Consider the following 14,966-nt stretch of genomic DNA (forward strand, 5'->3'; position numbering starts at 1 on the left):
CGCGTGGCGGCTGTCTGTCCATTTCGTGCAGCAGGCCGCGCTGCACGAAACGGATAGCCGCGGCGCGCGGCGCTGCCAGACTGCGGCCTGCGACCATTCGCCCGGTCTCATTCAGCCACCCGCTTCCCACCCACGTTCGGCGTATCCATCGCCAGAGGAGTTTCTCGATGCCGCTCAGCCGCCCGCGCACGGCGACCGTCCCCTCGGTCCTTGCCCTCGCCGCCTTCTCCGCCCTGCTGGCCCTGTCGCCGCGCGCCGAGGCGCAGACCGTCAAGGTCGGCCTCGCAATGGACCTGTCGGGGCCCTTCGCGGTCGGCGGCGCCGAGTCGAAGGCCGGCTTCGCGGTCGCGATCAAGCAGCTGGGCGGCAAGCTCGGCGGCGTGCCGGTCGAGTTCGTCGAGGCCGACACCGCGGGCAACCCCGAGACCGCGCGCCAGGTGGTCGAGCGCATGCTGATGCGCGACAAGATCGACCTGTTCACCGGACCGGTCGGCTCGTCGGTGGCGCTGGCGGTGGCGCCGCCGCTGTTCGCGGCCAAGGTGCCCTACCTGTCGAGCAACACCGGGCCGAGCGACCTCTCGGGCGCGCGCTGCAATCCCTATTTCTTCGGCGCCTCGTACCCCGAACGATGCGTACCACGAGGCGGCCGGCAAGTTCGCGGGCGACAAGGGCTTCAAGAAGGTGGCGCTGATCGCGCCCAGCTACCCCGGCGGCAAGGACGCCATCACCGGCTTCAAGCGCACCTACAAGGGCGGCACGGGCGACGAGCTCTACACCAAGCTGGGCCAGCTCGACTACTCGGCCGAGCTCGCGCAGATCCGCGCCTCGAAGCCCGACGCGCTCTACTTCTTCCTGCCGGGCGCGATGGGCGTGGCCTTCATCAAGCAGTTCGTGGGCGCGGGCCTGTCGAAGGACGTGGCGCTGATCTCCACCGCCTTCTCGGCCGACGAGGACATGATCCCCGCGGTCGGCGAGCCGATGCTCGGGCTGTTCAATACCGCGCACTGGTCCTTCGACCTCGACAACCCGGCCAACCAGCGCTTCGTGGCCGCGTTCCGGCAGCAGAACAACGGCCGCAACCCCTCGTTCTACGCGGGCCAGGCCTACGACGTGCTGATGGCGATGGACGCGGCGGTGCGCGACGTCGGCGGCAAGGTGGCCGACAAGGCCGCGCTGCTGAAGGCGATCAAGGCCGCCAACTACAAGTCGGTGCGCGGCGACTTCCGCTATGGCGCCAACAACTTCCCGATCCAGAACTACTACCTGCGCGTGATCGCCAAGGACGGCAGCGGCCGCATCGCCAACAAGGTGATCGGCACCGTGCTGACGAACCACCAGGACACGACCGCGGCGCAGTGCGCGATGAAGCCGTCCTGATCCGGTGCCTCAATGCCGCGCGGTCTCGCGCGGCAGGTGGCCGAAGCGCTCGCGGTAGCAGGCCGCGAAGCGGCTCAGGTGCGAGAAGCCGCAATTGAACGCCACCTCGGTCACGCTGGCACCGTCGTGGCGCGCGAGCTGCGCATGGGCGGCATCGAGCCGCATGTTGCGCAGCACCTCGCCGGGCGAGAGCTCGCGGTAGCGCCGGAACAGCAGCGCCAGCCCGCGCCGCGTGAGGCCGGCGGCGCGCGCCACCTCCTCGAGCGACAGCGGGGTGTCGAGCCGCTGGTGCATGAACTCCTCGGCGCGCCGCAGCTGGCGCAGGCTCGCGGCCTCCGAACCGTGCCGCGCCTCGTCGTGCCGCTCGCGCACCGAGTTCGGCCGGTGGCACAGCAGGTAGAGCATCAGGTTGTCCTCGCAGTGCGAGAGCCAGCGCGCGTCGTAGCCGGCATCGCCCGCCGCGGGCAGCAGCGAGGCGAGGCTCGCCACCATGCGGCGCCATTGCGTGCCCGCCGTGTCGTCGAGCCGGAACGGCATCTCGAAGTCGATCTCGCCCACCGCATCGGCACCACGCAGCGGGAAGGCATGGCGCGCCACCTCCTGCAGCCGGCTCAACTCGATCTTGAGCATCAGCTGTTCGCAGTCGGCATGCCAGCGCAGCCGCACCGGCCTGTGGGCCGAGATCACCGCGCCCTGCCCCGGATGGATCTGCAGGCTGCCGCCCGCATGATGGATGTCGGCATGGCCGCGCAGCGGCATCTGCACCAGCACGAAGTTGCCGAGCGCATCGGGCTCGATGTCGACGTCGCAGCCGTAGCGCAGGATGCACAGCGAGAGTGCGCTGAGCTCGGCGCGGCAGAAGATCGCATCGACGTCGCCGCGATGCCAGACGCTGCGGTGCGGCTTCAGCTCGCAGGCGATGCGCGCATGGGTTTCGTCCGCCGCGCGGGAACGGAAGACCTCGCGCCCGTACAGCGGCGAGAGTTGCTGGCTCGACCATGCTTCCACGGACACTCCTGCGATTTCAAGGTGGGAATCGGACGCTTGTTGTGCGCGCCAATCTACGGGCAATCGGCGCCAGCCGCCATGGCGGTTGCCCGGGGGGCGGGCGGCCCTGGTGCCGTGCAAGAAGCCTGCCCGAGTGGCCCGTTCGCATAATGGCCGCCCGTTCATATGCAGGGAGATCGCCGAATGAGGAAGTCCACCGCCGTCCTGATGCTCGCGGCGTTGCTGCAGGCCGCCATGCCGGCCGCGGCGCAGGCGCCCGGCGATCCGGGCACCTCGAGGAAAGAGGCGCAGCAGCCTCTCTACGACCTGAGGGTGTCGACCGAGAAGCTGGCGTTCCGCGTGGACGTCAACGACCTGCCGATCTCGGTCCTGCCCACCCGACGCATCGGCTCGATCGGCATGCCGCTCAACCCGGCGATCCTGCGCAGCGGTCCGCAGAAGCTCACGATCCTCCTCCTGCCCGCGGCCGGGCAGGAGCGCTTGCCCGACACGGACCACCTCAAGGTGGAATTGGTCGTGCGCAGCAAGACCGAGCCGCCGCGCAGCACCACGCTCTACGAATTGCCCCCGCTGCGCGACGGCCGGCAGGCGCTGTTCACCGACCCGAAGGGCTTCAGCCAGACCGTGCAGTTCGAGGCCCAGGTGCCCTACGGCCTGGCCGGCTGGGAACGCAGCGTGCCGCTCGATGCGGCCGATCCGAAGCTCGAGGCCGAGGCGGTCGAGGTCTATCGCCGGCTGATCGACGACATCGGGAACAGGAAGGGCGAGGCCTTCATCGGCGCGCTGGCCAAGGCCCAGCGGCTGCTCTATCCGACCATCTACCTGTCGGCCAGCGAGGCACGGGAGCGGGATGGCGAATGGGTGCGCTTCGTCGACAAGGGCACCGGCACCGTCGCGCCGCTCGAGCACCACGCGCTCGAGATCCGCGGCGACGGCACGCTGGTGCGGCTCAGGCGCACCGATCCGGCCAGCGTCGACGAAGGCGTGGTGCGCATCGCGTACAAGCGGGGGCCGCAGCCACGGACGATCGTCTACGACATCTACCTGCACCGGCCGGCGCCGGGCGCGAAGCTGGAGCCGATCTGGTATTTCATGACCGACTTCAATTGAAGGCGCCCACGGAGACCGGTGGCAATAAAACGAGAACCAAGGTACTATTTCCTGGCTTCGCAGGCCTCTCGTGCCTACGCTCGCCACCCATGCAATCAGCTCACATCTCCGTCGACCTCCAGGATGGCTGGAACGGCTCGTTCTTCTGCAAGGAGACGGCGCGCGGCAGCTATTCGGGCGTGGCCCGGATCACCTGGCGCGGCATTCCCAAGGGCGACCTCGTCGTGATGCGCCAGCCCTCGCTCGAAGCGGCCATCGAACGCGTGCGGCTGCGCGGCGGCCAGTTCATCAAGGCACGCACCCAGCCCTGAGCCCGGCCCGTCGTTCGCTCAGCCCAGGCTCGAGCGCTTGCAGTTGAACACCGTGCCGCCGTCCGCATTGCGCAGCACGGGCACCTTGCCCATGAAGCTCAGCGTGGCGCTGGTCAGCCGCCATTCACCAGCCTTGAACAGCTTGAACAGCGTGGTGGTCTCGACCTCGGAGGTCGGGATCGAATTGAAGACGTAGACCGGCTCGCCCGACGACTCGTCCATGCCGACCAGGTCGGCGCGCATCTTCCCCAGCGTCTCGGTCTCGCGCGTCTTCGACCGCACCACGTCGAGGTTGACCGTGCGCGAGAACTCGTCGATCGCGATCCTGCGCACCGCGTTGAACGGCGCATTGCCCGCGGCGGGCCCCGGCGTGCAGACGATGGTGGCGGCCGAAGCGGCCGTGCAGCAGGCCGCCAGTGCCAGCAGCACGCAGGCCGGGCGGCTTCTTCGGGTGGTCATGGTTCGTCCCTGCTCTGTGGTTCCGGAGGTCGACCACTGTAGCGCGCAGCCAATCCCCCGCTCTTCGTACGCCCGCGCCGCTCGCCTCTCGCTGTGAATACGACGATCTTCGTAACTTCCATTCGACGACGTCTTCTGACCCAATCGCTCTCCACCCATGCGCAAGCCATGGGCCGCGCGATGCCATCCCGCATCCGCGAGAACAAGCAGGATGCGCCGCGCATCCGCACCACGAGGAGATTCAGCATGCAGCTTCATCGGATGTTCCGCCGATTCACATGGGCCCTGGCCGCCGCATTCGTGCTCGGCCTCGCCGCTTGCGGCGGTGGTGGCGGAGGCGGTGGCGGCGGTGGGTTGCCGCTGCTCCCGCCCGCGAGCAACGACCCGCCGCCCGCGCCGCCGCCCTCGAGCACCAGCCGCGTGATCAACGCCACGCTCAAGTCCAACGCGAACGGCGACACCTATCCGATCCAGATCTACCTGCCCGCCGCCTACGATGGCGGGAGCGCGAGCTATCCCGCGATGTACCTGACGGATGGCGATGCGAGCTTCAACCTCGGCGTGTCGCGCTTCAAGAACTTCGTCGACATCCTCGAACGCCAGGGCAAGAAGGCCATCGTCGTCGGCATCGGCGGCACCGCGCACCGCAACACCGACTACCTGCCGCCGGGCTCCACCGCGTATCACACCTTCGTCACGCGCGAGCTCGTGCCCTACGTCGAATCGAACTACCGCGCCAACCCGGCCAGGCGCATGCTCTCGGGCCTGTCGAACGGCGGCATCTTCGTCGCGAGCGCCTTCTTCATGGAGGGCTCGGGGCAATTCACCTTCCAGTACTTCTTCTCTTCCGAAGCGCCCTTCAACGGACCCGTCGCCGCGCAGGTCGATCAGCTCGAGAAGCAGATGTATGCCGACGCCGCCACGCGCGACGTTCCCGTCACGCTGCTGCTCGCCTACGCCCTCAACAACACCGGCGGCCCGACGATCACCGCGATGCACGACAAGATCGCGAGCCGCAACTACAAGGGTCTGAAGTTGAGTCTGAAGGGCTACGCCGGTGGGCACACGCAGATGGATCTGCCTTCGCTCGAGGACATCGCGGCGCGATTCATCGAATAGCCGGGCGCTGCTTCGCGCGCCGCTTTCTCTCTTCCTCCCAACGGAGGAGAGATCGAACTCCACCGCAGGCACAGAATCGCTGGCCTGCGAAAAAGGAGTCATCGATGCTCGAGAACAAGACGCTGGTCACCGCCTGCCTTGCAAGGGTCAGCGCGGGCGCGTGGCCCGAGGTCGAAGGACATCACCTCGAGGCGCTGCAGACGGCGGGGCTGATCGTGCCGGTCGATACGCCGTCGGTGCGGATTCAGACGAGGCCTGCGCGGCGGTTTGCCTATCAGTTGACGCCGGCGGGGAAGGATGTGCTCTGGCCGCGGAAGAGTTAGCGCGGCGACCTGCCTCTCGAACACACCGCATCCCGCCTGCCCGCGGATTCCGGTAGTTGCCCATGTCGGCCGCCTTTCTGAGAATCACAGCGACCGGCCGCAGCTCCTGCTGCACGCTTTGCAGCCAACTGGAGCGAATGAATGGCATCGTTCTTCATCGAAATGGGTCAGGGCATTCTGGCTCCCGGATACGACCCGGCGAAGAAAACAGGTGAGTTGCGTGTGACGACTTCGGACCTGTGGTCGTGTGCGTTGATTGCAGGGCACAACGCCAGTACGGGATGGGCCGGCGCTTTTCACTACCCCTCGGGAGAACTGAGTTCGAACGCTCCATTGGAGATCATGTTCAAGAGATCTCGCAGGGGCTATGACAGCGATATCGACGAGTTGGATTGGTCTCTGGAGAATCTGTCGGAAGTCAAAAGACGGCTTGAATGCGGCATCAAGACGACTGACGGATTGCTCTCCTGGATTCAGACCCTGCGACCGACGACGTGTGCGGTATTGGAGGGGCGCGAATCCGACCCGAGCGATATGAACAGGCTCCAGGTCTTTCTGGAAGGCCACGGAAGAATGAGCGTCACCCGTTCGAAGGCGCTGGGCGCCGAAGTCGCGATGAGGTCGTCCAGCGAACAAGCTTTGGTGGTGGCCGATCGGAGCAGGTTCGAGGGCATCGCGTTTCAACCTCGCCTCGATGTCCAGAACATTCCAGCGGGTCGCCATTGGTTCGGTGACCCACAGGAAATGTTCATCGTGGATGGACACAACGTCTCCGCCAAGGTGGCGCGCTGGGTCGCGAAGAACAACGAAGCGAGGGTGCGTGAAGCGAGGCGCTCCTGGGCATAGGTCGCGTGGCAGATCGCACGTCCCGCTGGAATGCTTTTGTCCTGCGCGGTGGAAACGAGCAAGCGCACGTGGGCAAAAAAATGCCCCAAGTGAAGATTTCACTTGAGGCTGTCGGACCCATTCGAAGATCGATGGATCTGGTTCTGGTAGGACGTACTGGATTCGAACCAGTGACCAACGGATTAAAAGTCCGCTGCTCTACCAACTGAGCTAACGTCCCGAATTCGGTTTCCCTTCGCAGGGACTTCCTCGTTCTTGTTTTTCTTGGTGCTTTGCCGCCGTCAAACGCGGCAAAGCCAAAGATTATAGCGTGGTATTTGCAGCCACCCGATCGAGAACCCACCCGGCCGCGCACTGGCCGAAGGTCGCGGTCACGCTGACCACCGATCCGTAGCCGTGGCAGTTGAGCGAGCCGTCGCCGCTGTCGATGGCGCACGACGCATCGGGCGGGGCCACGCTCTCGCGGCTGAAGACACACGTGACGCCGATCTTGCGGCCTTCGCGCGGCGCGCCGTGCGACTTGCGCAGGCGCTGCCGCAGTTGCGCGAGCAGCGGGTCGTGCGTGACCTGCGAGAGGTCGTCGATGTCGACCTTGTGCGCGAGCCGCTTGCCGCCCGCGGCGCCGACCGTGATGAAGTCGGTGCCGCGCGCAACGCCACGAGCCCAGGCGGCCATTGCGAGCTTGGCCTTCACCTGGTCGCAGGCATCGATGACGGCATGCACGGGGCCGTTGGCGGCCTGCGCTGCTTCGAGCAGCGCGGGCCAGTTGTCGGGCTCGACGAACTCGTCGATCGGCAGCACGCGGCACTCGGCATTGATCTGCGCGATGCGCTCGCGCATGGCTTCGACCTTGGCCTGGCCCACGGTGCTGTCGAGCGCGTGGATCTGGCGATTGATGTTCGATTCGGACACGTGGTCGAGATCGATCAACGTGAGGCGCCCCACCCCGCTGCGCGCCAGCGCCTCGACGGCCCACGACCCGACGCCGCCGATGCCCACGACGAGCACATGCGCGTTGCGGATGCGCGCGGCACCGCTCACGCCGTACAGGCGCTCGAGGCCGCCGAAGCGGCGTGCGAAATCGGGCGCCATGGCATCGTCGCCAGACGCGACAAAACCGGCGGCTGCCTCGGAGGCAGTCGCCGGTTCGATCGTGGAGACGGGCTCGTGAACGGTGCTCAAGCGGAAGGCTCCGCCGGCACTAGCGCAGGCGCGAGAGACGCTCGCGGCCGGCCTGCGCGGCTTCCGATTGCGGGTAGGCCTTGGTCAGGTCTTCCAGCGTGCGGCGCGCGGCGCGCGTGTCCTTCAGTTCGATCTGGCAGTTCGCGATCGACAGCACGGCCTCGGGGGCCTTGGCGTGGTCGGGCGCGAGCGAGAGCATCGAACGGAAGTTGGCGATGGCCTCGTTGTAGTTGCGCGTGGCGTACTGGGCGTTGCCAAGCCAGAACAGGGCCGAGGCGTTGTAGCCGCTTTGCGGGTAGCGCTTGACGAACTCGGCGAAGGCGGTCTGCGCCTGCGCGAACTGGCCGGCGCGGAACACGCCGAGCGCGGCTTCGAAGTCGGCCTTCTCGCGCGGATCGGCATTGAACTCGCGGCCATCGACCGTGACCTTCGACGGCTCGTTCTGCTTGAGTCGATCGTCGATGGTGGTCTGCTTGGACTGCAGCTCGCTCACGGCCCGCGTGAGCTGCTCGTTCTGGCCGGTCATGCGCGCGAGATCGCCGCGCATCTGCTCGATCTGCGTCTGCAGGTCGAGCAGGCTGCGCCGCAACTGACCGTTTTCGTCGGTCAGACGCTGATCGGTCTGCTGGCGCACGGCCTCCACGCGCTGGCGCAGGTCGAGGATGGCCTTGCGGGCCTCGTCATCCTCGAACAGCGCGGCCTGCGATCCGGCCGAGGCGCACAACAGCGCGGCCGCGAGAGCCGCGCCACGCCATAGAGCGCTTTGGGCGGGACGCATCACCGGGTGTAGCGGATTTCGGCGCGACGGTTCTGCGCCCAGACTTCTTCACCCGCGCCGGTCACGGCGGGCTTTTCCTTGCCGAAGCTCACGGCTTCGATCTGGCTGTCGTTCACGCCCAGCAGCGTGAGCGCGCGGCGCACGGCTTCCGAACGCTTCTGGCCCAGCGCCAGGTTGTACTCGCGGCCGCCGCGATCGTCGGTGTGGCCTTCGATCGAGACGCGGCGCTGCGGGTTGGCCTTGAGGAAACGGGCATGGCCGTCGATCACCGACTGGAACTCGGGCTTGACCGTGTAGCTGTCGTAGTCGAAATACACGATGCGCTCGACGCCCATCGGACCCTGAGCGGTGCCGGCATTGGGATCGATCGTGACCGGCGCCACGGCCGTGGCCGCGCCCTGGTTGCCGGCGCCACCCATGCTGCCGGAGCGGTCGGTCACGGGCGTGTCGTTGAGCTTGGTGCCCGACGAGCAGCCTGCGATCAGCGCCACGATGGCCAGCGAATAAATCGTACGTTTCAACATTTCGAACTCCTCAGATAAACCTAATCATTGCTTTTGAAACGGACCCCAGTCCGGTTCCCTGATGTCTCCTGCCTGACCCGCCAGCCGTGCCTTTATTTTTCCGTCCAGCGTGGTCGTCATGAGGGCTTCGCGACCTTGCAGTTGCGTGGCATAGACGATCAGCTTGCTATTGGGGGCAAAACTCGGACTCTCGTCCGCCGAGGTGTCGGTGATGGCGGTGACGTTGCCGGAGGCCAACTCCATCACATGGAGTTTGAACGCCCCACCCACTCGGGAGATGTAGGCCAACCACCGGCCGTCGGCGCTGACGGAAGGAGAAATGTTGTAGGTACCGCTGAAGGTGACCCGCGTCGGGTTGCCACCATTGGCACCCATCTTGTAGATCTGCGGCGCGCCGCCGCGGTCGCTCACGAAGTAGATGGTGCTGCCGTCGGCCGAGTAGACCGGTTCGGTGTCGATGCTCGCGCTCTGGGTCAGCCGGCGCGGCTCGCCGCCGCTGGCCGGGATGGTGTAGAGCTGCGAGCCGCCGTCGCGGCTCAGCGTGACGGCCAGCGTGCTGCCGTCGGGCGCCCAGGCCGGCGCGCTGTTGGAGCCGCGGAAGTTGGCGACCAGCCGGCGCTGGCCGCTGGCCACGTTGTGCACGTAGACGACGGGCTTGCGCGACTCGAAGGACACGTAGGCCAGCTGCTGGCCGTTGGACGACCAGACCGGCGAGATGATCGGCTCGGGGCTGGCGAGCGCGGCCTGCGCGTTCTCGCCGTCGGCGTCGGCCACCCACAGCGAATAGCGGCTGCCACCCTTCGTGACGTAGGCGATGCGGGTCGAGAAGATGCCCTTGTCGCCCGTGAGCTTCTCGTAGACGTAGTCGGCGATGCGGTGCGAGGCGAGCCGCAGGTCGCCCTGCGGGACGATGTAGCTCTGGCCACCGAGATCGCCGCCGTTCGGTCCGCGCACCACGTCCCAGAGACGGAAGCGCACGTCGTAGCGACCGTCGGCCAGCCGCGTGACGCTGCCGACCACGAGCGAGTCGGCGGTGCGCTGGCGCCAGACCGAGAAATCAGGACGCGAGCCCTCGTCGAGCGCCTGGCCCGAGGCATCGACGCCGCGGAACTGGCCGCTGCGTTCGAGGTCGGCCTGGACGATCTCGGAGATCTTCTGCGGCGAGGAATCCTGGCCGCGGAACGGCACGAGCGCAATGGGCAACTGGGTCAACCCCACGCCCGACACCTCGACCTTGAACTGGGCGAGTGCGGGCAGGACGGGGGAGGCAGCCAGGGCCGCGATGACCGTGCGGCGACCCAAAAGCGATGAAGAAGGAGTTGGAGAGAGGGCTTGCAACGGCTTGTTCATGCGGTTTCGGAGAGATCTCGGGTTGAAAAAGTTTCTCCCCTTGTAACGGGGCCACATGGTACACATTGCTTTGATGGCGCCATGGCAAAACGTTCCATGCGGCGCCAGGTCCTACATACAAAATGCTTCCGGAAAACGCCGCGGCACCGGGCCCGGGGCGCTGAAAGGGTGTTCCGACCCGCCCCGTAGAATCCGCCGCCATGCAGACACCCCCCGGCAGCGAAGCCGTACGCCCTCCCCTGATGCGCCGGCTGGCGCGGCTCATGACCTGGTTCGGCGGTTCGCGCCAGTGGTGGGCGCTGGGACTGAGCGGCGCGATGCTCGCCGCCATCACCGAGCCGCTGATGGCGGCCCTCCTCAAGCCCTTGCTCGACCGCGGCTTCACGCGCGGTGAGATGCCGCTGTGGTTCGTGCCGGCCGCCGTGCTGCTGCTGTTCGCGGTGCGCGGCATCGCCCAGTTCATCTCGCAGTACGCGCTCTCGCGCATCGCCAACGAAGGCATGCAACGGCTGCGCAAGGTGCTGTTCGACCGGCTGCTGGGCGCCGAGCTCGCGCTGTTCGCGCGCCAGTCGGCCAGCACGCTGTCGAACACCGTGGTCTATGAAGTGCAGACCGGCGCGATGCTGCTGGTGCAGGCGCTGCTGGGACTGTCGCGCGACGGCTTCACGCTGGTGGCGCTGCTGGGCTATCTGGTCTACCTGAACTGGAAGCTCACGCTGATCGTGGCCTTCCTGGTGCCGAGCATCTCCTGGATCATGAAGGTGTTCTCCAAGCGCCTCTACAAGCTGACGCAGCAGGGGCAGCAGGCCACCGACGAGCTGGCCTATGTGGTGGAAGAGAACGTGCTGGCCCACCGCATGGTGCGCCTGCACGGCGCCGAGACGGCCCAGGCCAGGCGCTTCGAGCAACTGAGCCAGAAGCTCAACCGGCTGGCCGTGAAGTCCACCATCGCCCAGGCCGCGACCACGCCGCTCACGCAGATGATGGCCTCGCTGGCGCTGTCGGTGGTGGTGATGATCGCGCTCTGGCAGAGCGGCAAGCAGGGCTTCACGGTCGGCGGTTTCGTCGCCTACATCACGGCGATGCTGATGCTGATCGCGCCGATCCGGCGCCTCGCCGAAGTGGCCGGTCCCATCACGCGCGGCCTGGCGGCGCTCGAGCGCGGCCTGGCACTGGTCGACGAGGTACCGACCGAGCCGCAGGGCAGCTTCGGCATGGCGCATGCCCAGGGCCGCATCGAGTTCCGCGACACGCGCGTGAGCTACCGCGGCGACGACGAGCGTCCCGCCCTCGACGGCGTGAGCATCGTGATCGAGCCGGGCCAGAACGTGGCCTTCGTCGGCCCCTCGGGCTCGGGCAAGACCACGCTGATGAACCTGCTGCCGCGCTTCGTGCTGCCCAGCGGCGGGCAGGTGCTGCTCGACGGCAACGACATCTCGGAATGGGAGCTCAAGAGCCTGCGCTCGCAGTTCGCGATGGTGAGCCAGGACGTGGTGATGCTCAACGACACCCTCGCGGCCAACGTGGCGCTGGGCGCCGGCGCCGAGATCGACCGCGACCGCGTGCTGGCCTGCATCGCGGCCGCCAACCTCAGCAGCCACGTCGAGGGCCTGCCCCAGGGCATCGACACCGTGCTGGGCCACAACGCCACGCAGCTTTCGGGCGGGCAGCGCCAGCGCCTCGCGATCGCGCGCGCGCTCTACAAGGATGCACCGGTGCTGCTGCTCGACGAGGCCACCTCGGCGCTCGACACCGAATCCGAACGCCTGGTGCAGGACGCCCTGCAGCGCCTGATGCAGAACCGCACCACGCTGATCGTGGCGCACCGCCTGTCGACCATCCAGCATGCCGACCGCATCATCGTGATGGAACAGGGCCGCGTGGCCGAGCAGGGTTCGCACGCGCAGCTGATGGCGCTCGACGGCCTCTATGCGCGGCTGCAGACCAATGCGGTGCGCAGCGCGGCCGCGGGTCAGGATCCGACGCTCTGATCCCGGCCGCCGGCCGGCGCCGGCGCTGAGGCGCCCTCCGCCACGAGCACACCCGCCGAGAGGATGAACTCTGCCGCACTGCGGATGTCGCCCTCGAGCGCGGCCCGCGCCTTGGCACCATCGCGCCGCTTGAGCGCCGCGAGCAAGGCCGCATGGTGCGACACCGCCACCTTCTCGCCCACGCGGCGTGAGCCGGCGCGCAGGTCGTAGTTGAGGATCGGGCCGATGCGCAGCCACAGCGCCTCGATCATCTGCAGCAGCATCGGCATGTCGGCCGCGGCATAGACCGCGAAGTGGAATTCCTTGTTGAAGGTGACCAGCCTCGAGCCATCGGGACTCGCGGCCTTCATCTCGGCGACGAAGGCATCGTGGCGCTCGGCGATCTCGCGCAGCGCCACCGTGCCGACCGCCGCGGCCGCGGCCTCGGTCGCCAGCCCTTCGAGGTTGGTGCGGATCACCGTGATCTCCTTGAACTGCGCGGGCGTCATGCGCGGCACGCGCAGGGTGCGGCTGGGCGTCAACTCGAGCGCCTGCTCGGCCACCAGCCGCTGCATCGCCTCGCGCACCGGCATCACGCTCACGCCGAGTGCCGCGGCGGCGCTGCGCAGCGAGATCTGCTCGCCCGGCATCATCTGCCCGCTCATCACCAGGTCGCGCAACTGGTCGTAAACGTTGGCGCTGAGCGTCTGGCGCTTGAGCGGGGTGACGAGGTCGGCGAGCTCCATGCCGAGGAGTATACGTTTCGGGGTATACCCTATGCGATATCTGTGATCACAGATCTACGATGCCGAGCATTCCCTGTCACACCCCAAGGAGCTATTCAGAATGTGGAACGGCAATTCCCTCGCCGGCAAGCGCGTGCTCGTCACCGCCGGCGCCAGCGGCATCGGACTGGACATCGTGCGCGCCTTCGCCGCGGCCGGCGCCCGTGTCTTCGTCTGCGACGTGCAGGCCGAGAGCCTGGACCGGCTGTCGACCGAGCTGCCAGAGGTTGGCAGCTGCCTTGCCGACGTCTCGAGCGAGGAACAGGTGGCCCGGCTGTTCGAAGCCGCGGACCGCAAGCTCGGCGGCCTCGACGTGCTGGTCAACAACGCCGGCGTGGCCGGCCCGACCGGCGGCGTCGAGACCCTCTCGCTCGACGACTGGAACCGAACGCTGGCCGTCAACATCACAGGCCAATTCCTTTGCGCCCGGCTCGCCGTGCCGCGGTTGCGCCAGGGCCGCAATCCCTCGATCGTCAACCTGTCCTCGGCCGCCGGCCACCTCGGCATGCCGGGCCGCTCGCCCTACGCGGCCTCCAAATGGGCCGTGATCGGTTTCACCAAGACGCTCGCGCTCGAACTCGGCCCCGACGGTATCCGCGTCAATGCGATCCTGCCGGGCGCGGTCGACGGGCCACGCATCCGCGCCGTGATCGCCGCCAAGGCCCAGGCACTCGGCAAGCCCATCGAGGACGTCACGCGCAGCTACACCTCGCAGTCCGCGCTCAACCGCATGGTGACGGCCGGCGACATCGCGAACATGGTGCTGTTCGCCGCCAGCGACCTGGCCGCGAGCGTCACCGGCCAGGAGCTCGTGGTCGACGGCCACACCCAGGCGCTGAGCTGAGCGCCCTCTTCCCCTTCCCAGTTTCAAACGGACCGTATTCATGGCCACCCGCACCAAAGCCATCATCACCTGCGCCCCCACCGGCGCGATCCACACGCCGAGCATGTCGCCGCACCTGCCGGTGACGGCCGACGAGATCGCCACCGCCTCGATCGAGGCGGCCCGCGCCGGCGCCGCGATCCTGCACCTGCACGCGCGCGATCCGAAGGACGGCCGCCCCTCGCAGGACCCGGACCTGTTCCGCCCCTTCCTCTCGAAGATCAAGGCCGCCACCGACGCCGTGATCAACATCACCACCGGCGGCAGCCCGCACATGAGCGTGGAGGAACGCATGCGCCCGGCCACCACCTTCAAGCCCGAGCTGGCCTCGCTCAACATGGGCTCGATGAACTTCGGCCTGTTCCCGATGCTCGAGCGCTTCAAATCCTTCGAGCACGACTGGGAGCGCGAGCACCTCGAGAACAGCCGCAACCTGATCTTCAAGAACACCTTCGCCGACATCGAGAACATCCTGCGTCTGGGCGAGGCCAACGGCACCCGCTTCGAGTTCGAGTGCTACGACGTCAGCCACCTCAACAACCTGCGCCACTTCATGGACCGCGGCCTGGTGCGCGCGCCAGTGTTCGTGCAGACGGTGTTCGGCATCCTCGGCGGCATCGGCGCCGATCCCGAGGACCTGATGCACATGCACCGTACGGCGGCGCGCCTGTTCGGCGACCGCTTCCAGTGGTCGATCCTCGGCACCGGCCGCAACCAGCTGCCGCTGGCCACCATCGGCGCGGCCATGGGTTCGCACGTGCGCGTCGGGCTCGAGGACTCGCTGTGGATCGGCCCGGGCCGGCTCGCCGCCTCGAGCGCCGAGCAGGTGCTGCGCATCCGCGCCGTGCTCGAGGCGCTGAACATCGACATCGCGACACCCGACGAGGCGCGCGAGATCCTCGGCCTCAAGGGCGCGGCCAAGGTCGACTTCTAAGCCCTCG

Annotated in this window: 15 protein-coding genes, 1 tRNA gene and 1 pseudogene; 9 read left to right on the top strand and 8 right to left on the bottom strand. The window is 67.5% G+C overall.

From position 1 onward, the window contains the following. Positions 1–167: 167 nt before the first annotated feature. A pseudogene (locus ACHMXE_RS28485) lies at positions 168–1,377 on the top strand (ABC transporter substrate-binding protein). 9 nt (positions 1,378–1,386) lie between these two features. Here ACHMXE_RS28485 and ACHMXE_RS28490 read toward each other — a convergent pair. After that, complete coding sequence (locus ACHMXE_RS28490) at positions 1,387–2,385, bottom strand: AraC family transcriptional regulator (protein ID WP_395347562.1); 999 nt, start codon at positions 2,383–2,385, stop codon at positions 1,387–1,389. A gap of 183 nt (positions 2,386–2,568) precedes the next feature. Between ACHMXE_RS28490 and ACHMXE_RS28495 the strand changes: the two genes are divergently transcribed. Both ACHMXE_RS28495 and ACHMXE_RS28500 read left to right on the top strand, forming a co-directional pair. Beyond that, entirely contained in the window at positions 2,569–3,495 is a 927-nt protein-coding gene (locus ACHMXE_RS28495; RefSeq protein ID WP_395347563.1) for a hypothetical protein, read from the top strand. Positions 3,496–3,584: 89 nt separating this feature from the next. Then, the gene (locus tag ACHMXE_RS28500) at positions 3,585–3,806 is read left to right on the top strand and encodes a hypothetical protein (protein ID WP_203205882.1); all 222 of its coding nucleotides are present in this window, start codon (positions 3,585–3,587) and stop codon (positions 3,804–3,806) included. Positions 3,807–3,824: 18 nt separating this feature from the next. Here the strand turns inward: ACHMXE_RS28500 and ACHMXE_RS28505 are convergent, their stop codons facing one another. Further along, positions 3,825–4,265 carry a hypothetical protein gene (locus tag ACHMXE_RS28505; RefSeq protein WP_395347565.1) on the bottom strand — a complete coding sequence of 147 codons (441 nt, stop codon included), beginning with the start codon at positions 4,263–4,265 and terminating at the stop codon, positions 3,825–3,827. A 180-nt stretch (positions 4,266–4,445) separates the two neighbouring features. Between ACHMXE_RS28505 and ACHMXE_RS28510 the strand changes: the two genes are divergently transcribed. The 3 genes from ACHMXE_RS28510 to ACHMXE_RS28520 all read left to right on the top strand — a co-directional run bounded on the left by ACHMXE_RS28510 (position 4,446) and on the right by ACHMXE_RS28520 (position 6,553). Further along, positions 4,446–5,384, top strand: a complete 939-nt coding sequence (locus ACHMXE_RS28510; RefSeq protein ID WP_395347567.1) for an alpha/beta hydrolase — start codon at positions 4,446–4,448, stop codon at positions 5,382–5,384. 104 nt (positions 5,385–5,488) lie between these two features. Further along, complete coding sequence (locus ACHMXE_RS28515) at positions 5,489–5,707, top strand: hypothetical protein (protein ID WP_203205879.1); 219 nt, start codon at positions 5,489–5,491, stop codon at positions 5,705–5,707. Between the two features lie 141 nt (positions 5,708–5,848). Then, entirely contained in the window at positions 5,849–6,553 is a 705-nt protein-coding gene (locus ACHMXE_RS28520; RefSeq protein ID WP_209544917.1) for a hypothetical protein, read from the top strand. A gap of 144 nt (positions 6,554–6,697) precedes the next feature. On the opposite strand, the gene ACHMXE_RS28525 is transcribed toward ACHMXE_RS28520, so the two are convergent. The 5 genes from ACHMXE_RS28525 to tolB form a co-directional block, all read right to left on the bottom strand. After that, positions 6,698–6,773 (bottom strand) — tRNA-Lys (locus tag ACHMXE_RS28525). 83 nt (positions 6,774–6,856) lie between these two features. Continuing rightward, positions 6,857–7,645, bottom strand: a complete 789-nt coding sequence (locus ACHMXE_RS28530; RefSeq protein ID WP_395347568.1) for a ThiF family adenylyltransferase — start codon at positions 7,643–7,645, stop codon at positions 6,857–6,859. Positions 7,646–7,754: 109 nt separating this feature from the next. Beyond that, positions 7,755–8,513, bottom strand: coding sequence for a tol-pal system protein YbgF (gene ybgF, locus ACHMXE_RS28535; RefSeq protein WP_203205876.1), 759 nt, complete (start codon positions 8,511–8,513; stop codon positions 7,755–7,757). Continuing rightward, positions 8,513–9,037 carry a peptidoglycan-associated lipoprotein Pal gene (gene pal, locus ACHMXE_RS28540; RefSeq protein ID WP_203205875.1) on the bottom strand — a complete coding sequence of 175 codons (525 nt, stop codon included), beginning with the start codon at positions 9,035–9,037 and terminating at the stop codon, positions 8,513–8,515. The genes ybgF and pal overlap by 1 nt, the downstream gene beginning before the upstream one ends. 24 nt (positions 9,038–9,061) lie before the next feature. Then, the gene (tolB, locus tag ACHMXE_RS28545; RefSeq protein WP_172705446.1) at positions 9,062–10,387 is read right to left on the bottom strand and encodes a Tol-Pal system beta propeller repeat protein TolB; all 1,326 of its coding nucleotides are present in this window, start codon (positions 10,385–10,387) and stop codon (positions 9,062–9,064) included. A gap of 200 nt (positions 10,388–10,587) precedes the next feature. Between tolB and msbA the strand changes: the two genes are divergently transcribed. Then, positions 10,588–12,378 (top strand): lipid A export permease/ATP-binding protein MsbA, encoded by a 1,791-nt coding sequence (gene msbA, locus ACHMXE_RS28550; RefSeq protein WP_395347570.1) that lies wholly within the window; start codon positions 10,588–10,590, stop codon positions 12,376–12,378. On the opposite strand, the gene ACHMXE_RS28555 is transcribed toward msbA, so the two are convergent. Next, positions 12,360–13,103, bottom strand: a complete 744-nt coding sequence (locus tag ACHMXE_RS28555; RefSeq protein WP_209544909.1) for a GntR family transcriptional regulator — start codon at positions 13,101–13,103, stop codon at positions 12,360–12,362. The genes msbA and ACHMXE_RS28555 overlap by 19 nt on opposite strands. Positions 13,104–13,203: 100 nt before the next feature. Between ACHMXE_RS28555 and ACHMXE_RS28560 the strand changes: the two genes are divergently transcribed. Both ACHMXE_RS28560 and ACHMXE_RS28565 read left to right on the top strand, forming a co-directional pair. Then, the gene (locus ACHMXE_RS28560) at positions 13,204–13,986 is read left to right on the top strand and encodes an SDR family oxidoreductase (protein WP_203205872.1); all 783 of its coding nucleotides are present in this window, start codon (positions 13,204–13,206) and stop codon (positions 13,984–13,986) included. Between the two features lie 40 nt (positions 13,987–14,026). After that, positions 14,027–14,959: a 3-keto-5-aminohexanoate cleavage protein gene (locus ACHMXE_RS28565; protein WP_395347571.1), complete on the top strand. Its 933-nt coding sequence runs from the start codon at positions 14,027–14,029 to the stop codon at positions 14,957–14,959. Positions 14,960–14,966: the final 7 nt, after the last annotated feature.

Origin of the sequence: Variovorax sp. UC122_21 (assembly GCF_044056785.1) — a bacterium.
In the GTDB taxonomy this organism is placed as follows: Bacteria; Pseudomonadota; Gammaproteobacteria; order Burkholderiales; family Burkholderiaceae_C; genus Variovorax.

What these genes read in the sequence shown, in the direction of transcription:
- ACHMXE_RS28520 (WP_209544917.1), top strand. Translation starts at nt 5,849, where the DNA reads ATGGCATCGTTCTTCATCGAAATGGGTCAGGGCATTCTGGCTCCCGGA.
- tolB (WP_172705446.1), bottom strand. Translation starts at nt 10,387, where the DNA reads ATGAACAAGCCGTTGCAAGCCCTCTCTCCAACTCCTTCTTCATCGCTT.
- ACHMXE_RS28530 (WP_395347568.1), bottom strand. Translation starts at nt 7,645, where the DNA reads ATGGCGCCCGATTTCGCACGCCGCTTCGGCGGCCTCGAGCGCCTGTAC.
- ACHMXE_RS28560 (WP_203205872.1), top strand. Translation starts at nt 13,204, where the DNA reads ATGTGGAACGGCAATTCCCTCGCCGGCAAGCGCGTGCTCGTCACCGCC.
- ybgF (WP_203205876.1), bottom strand. Translation starts at nt 8,513, where the DNA reads ATGCGTCCCGCCCAAAGCGCTCTATGGCGTGGCGCGGCTCTCGCGGCC.
- ACHMXE_RS28515 (WP_203205879.1), top strand. Translation starts at nt 5,489, where the DNA reads ATGCTCGAGAACAAGACGCTGGTCACCGCCTGCCTTGCAAGGGTCAGC.
- pal (WP_203205875.1), bottom strand. Translation starts at nt 9,037, where the DNA reads ATGTTGAAACGTACGATTTATTCGCTGGCCATCGTGGCGCTGATCGCA.
- ACHMXE_RS28500 (WP_203205882.1), top strand. Translation starts at nt 3,585, where the DNA reads ATGCAATCAGCTCACATCTCCGTCGACCTCCAGGATGGCTGGAACGGC.
- ACHMXE_RS28565 (WP_395347571.1), top strand. Translation starts at nt 14,027, where the DNA reads ATGGCCACCCGCACCAAAGCCATCATCACCTGCGCCCCCACCGGCGCG.
- ACHMXE_RS28555 (WP_209544909.1), bottom strand. Translation starts at nt 13,103, where the DNA reads ATGGAGCTCGCCGACCTCGTCACCCCGCTCAAGCGCCAGACGCTCAGC.
- ACHMXE_RS28505 (WP_395347565.1), bottom strand. Translation starts at nt 4,265, where the DNA reads ATGACCACCCGAAGAAGCCGCCCGGCCTGCGTGCTGCTGGCACTGGCG.
- ACHMXE_RS28510 (WP_395347567.1), top strand. Translation starts at nt 4,446, where the DNA reads ATGCCATCCCGCATCCGCGAGAACAAGCAGGATGCGCCGCGCATCCGC.
- ACHMXE_RS28495 (WP_395347563.1), top strand. Translation starts at nt 2,569, where the DNA reads ATGAGGAAGTCCACCGCCGTCCTGATGCTCGCGGCGTTGCTGCAGGCC.
- msbA (WP_395347570.1), top strand. Translation starts at nt 10,588, where the DNA reads ATGCAGACACCCCCCGGCAGCGAAGCCGTACGCCCTCCCCTGATGCGC.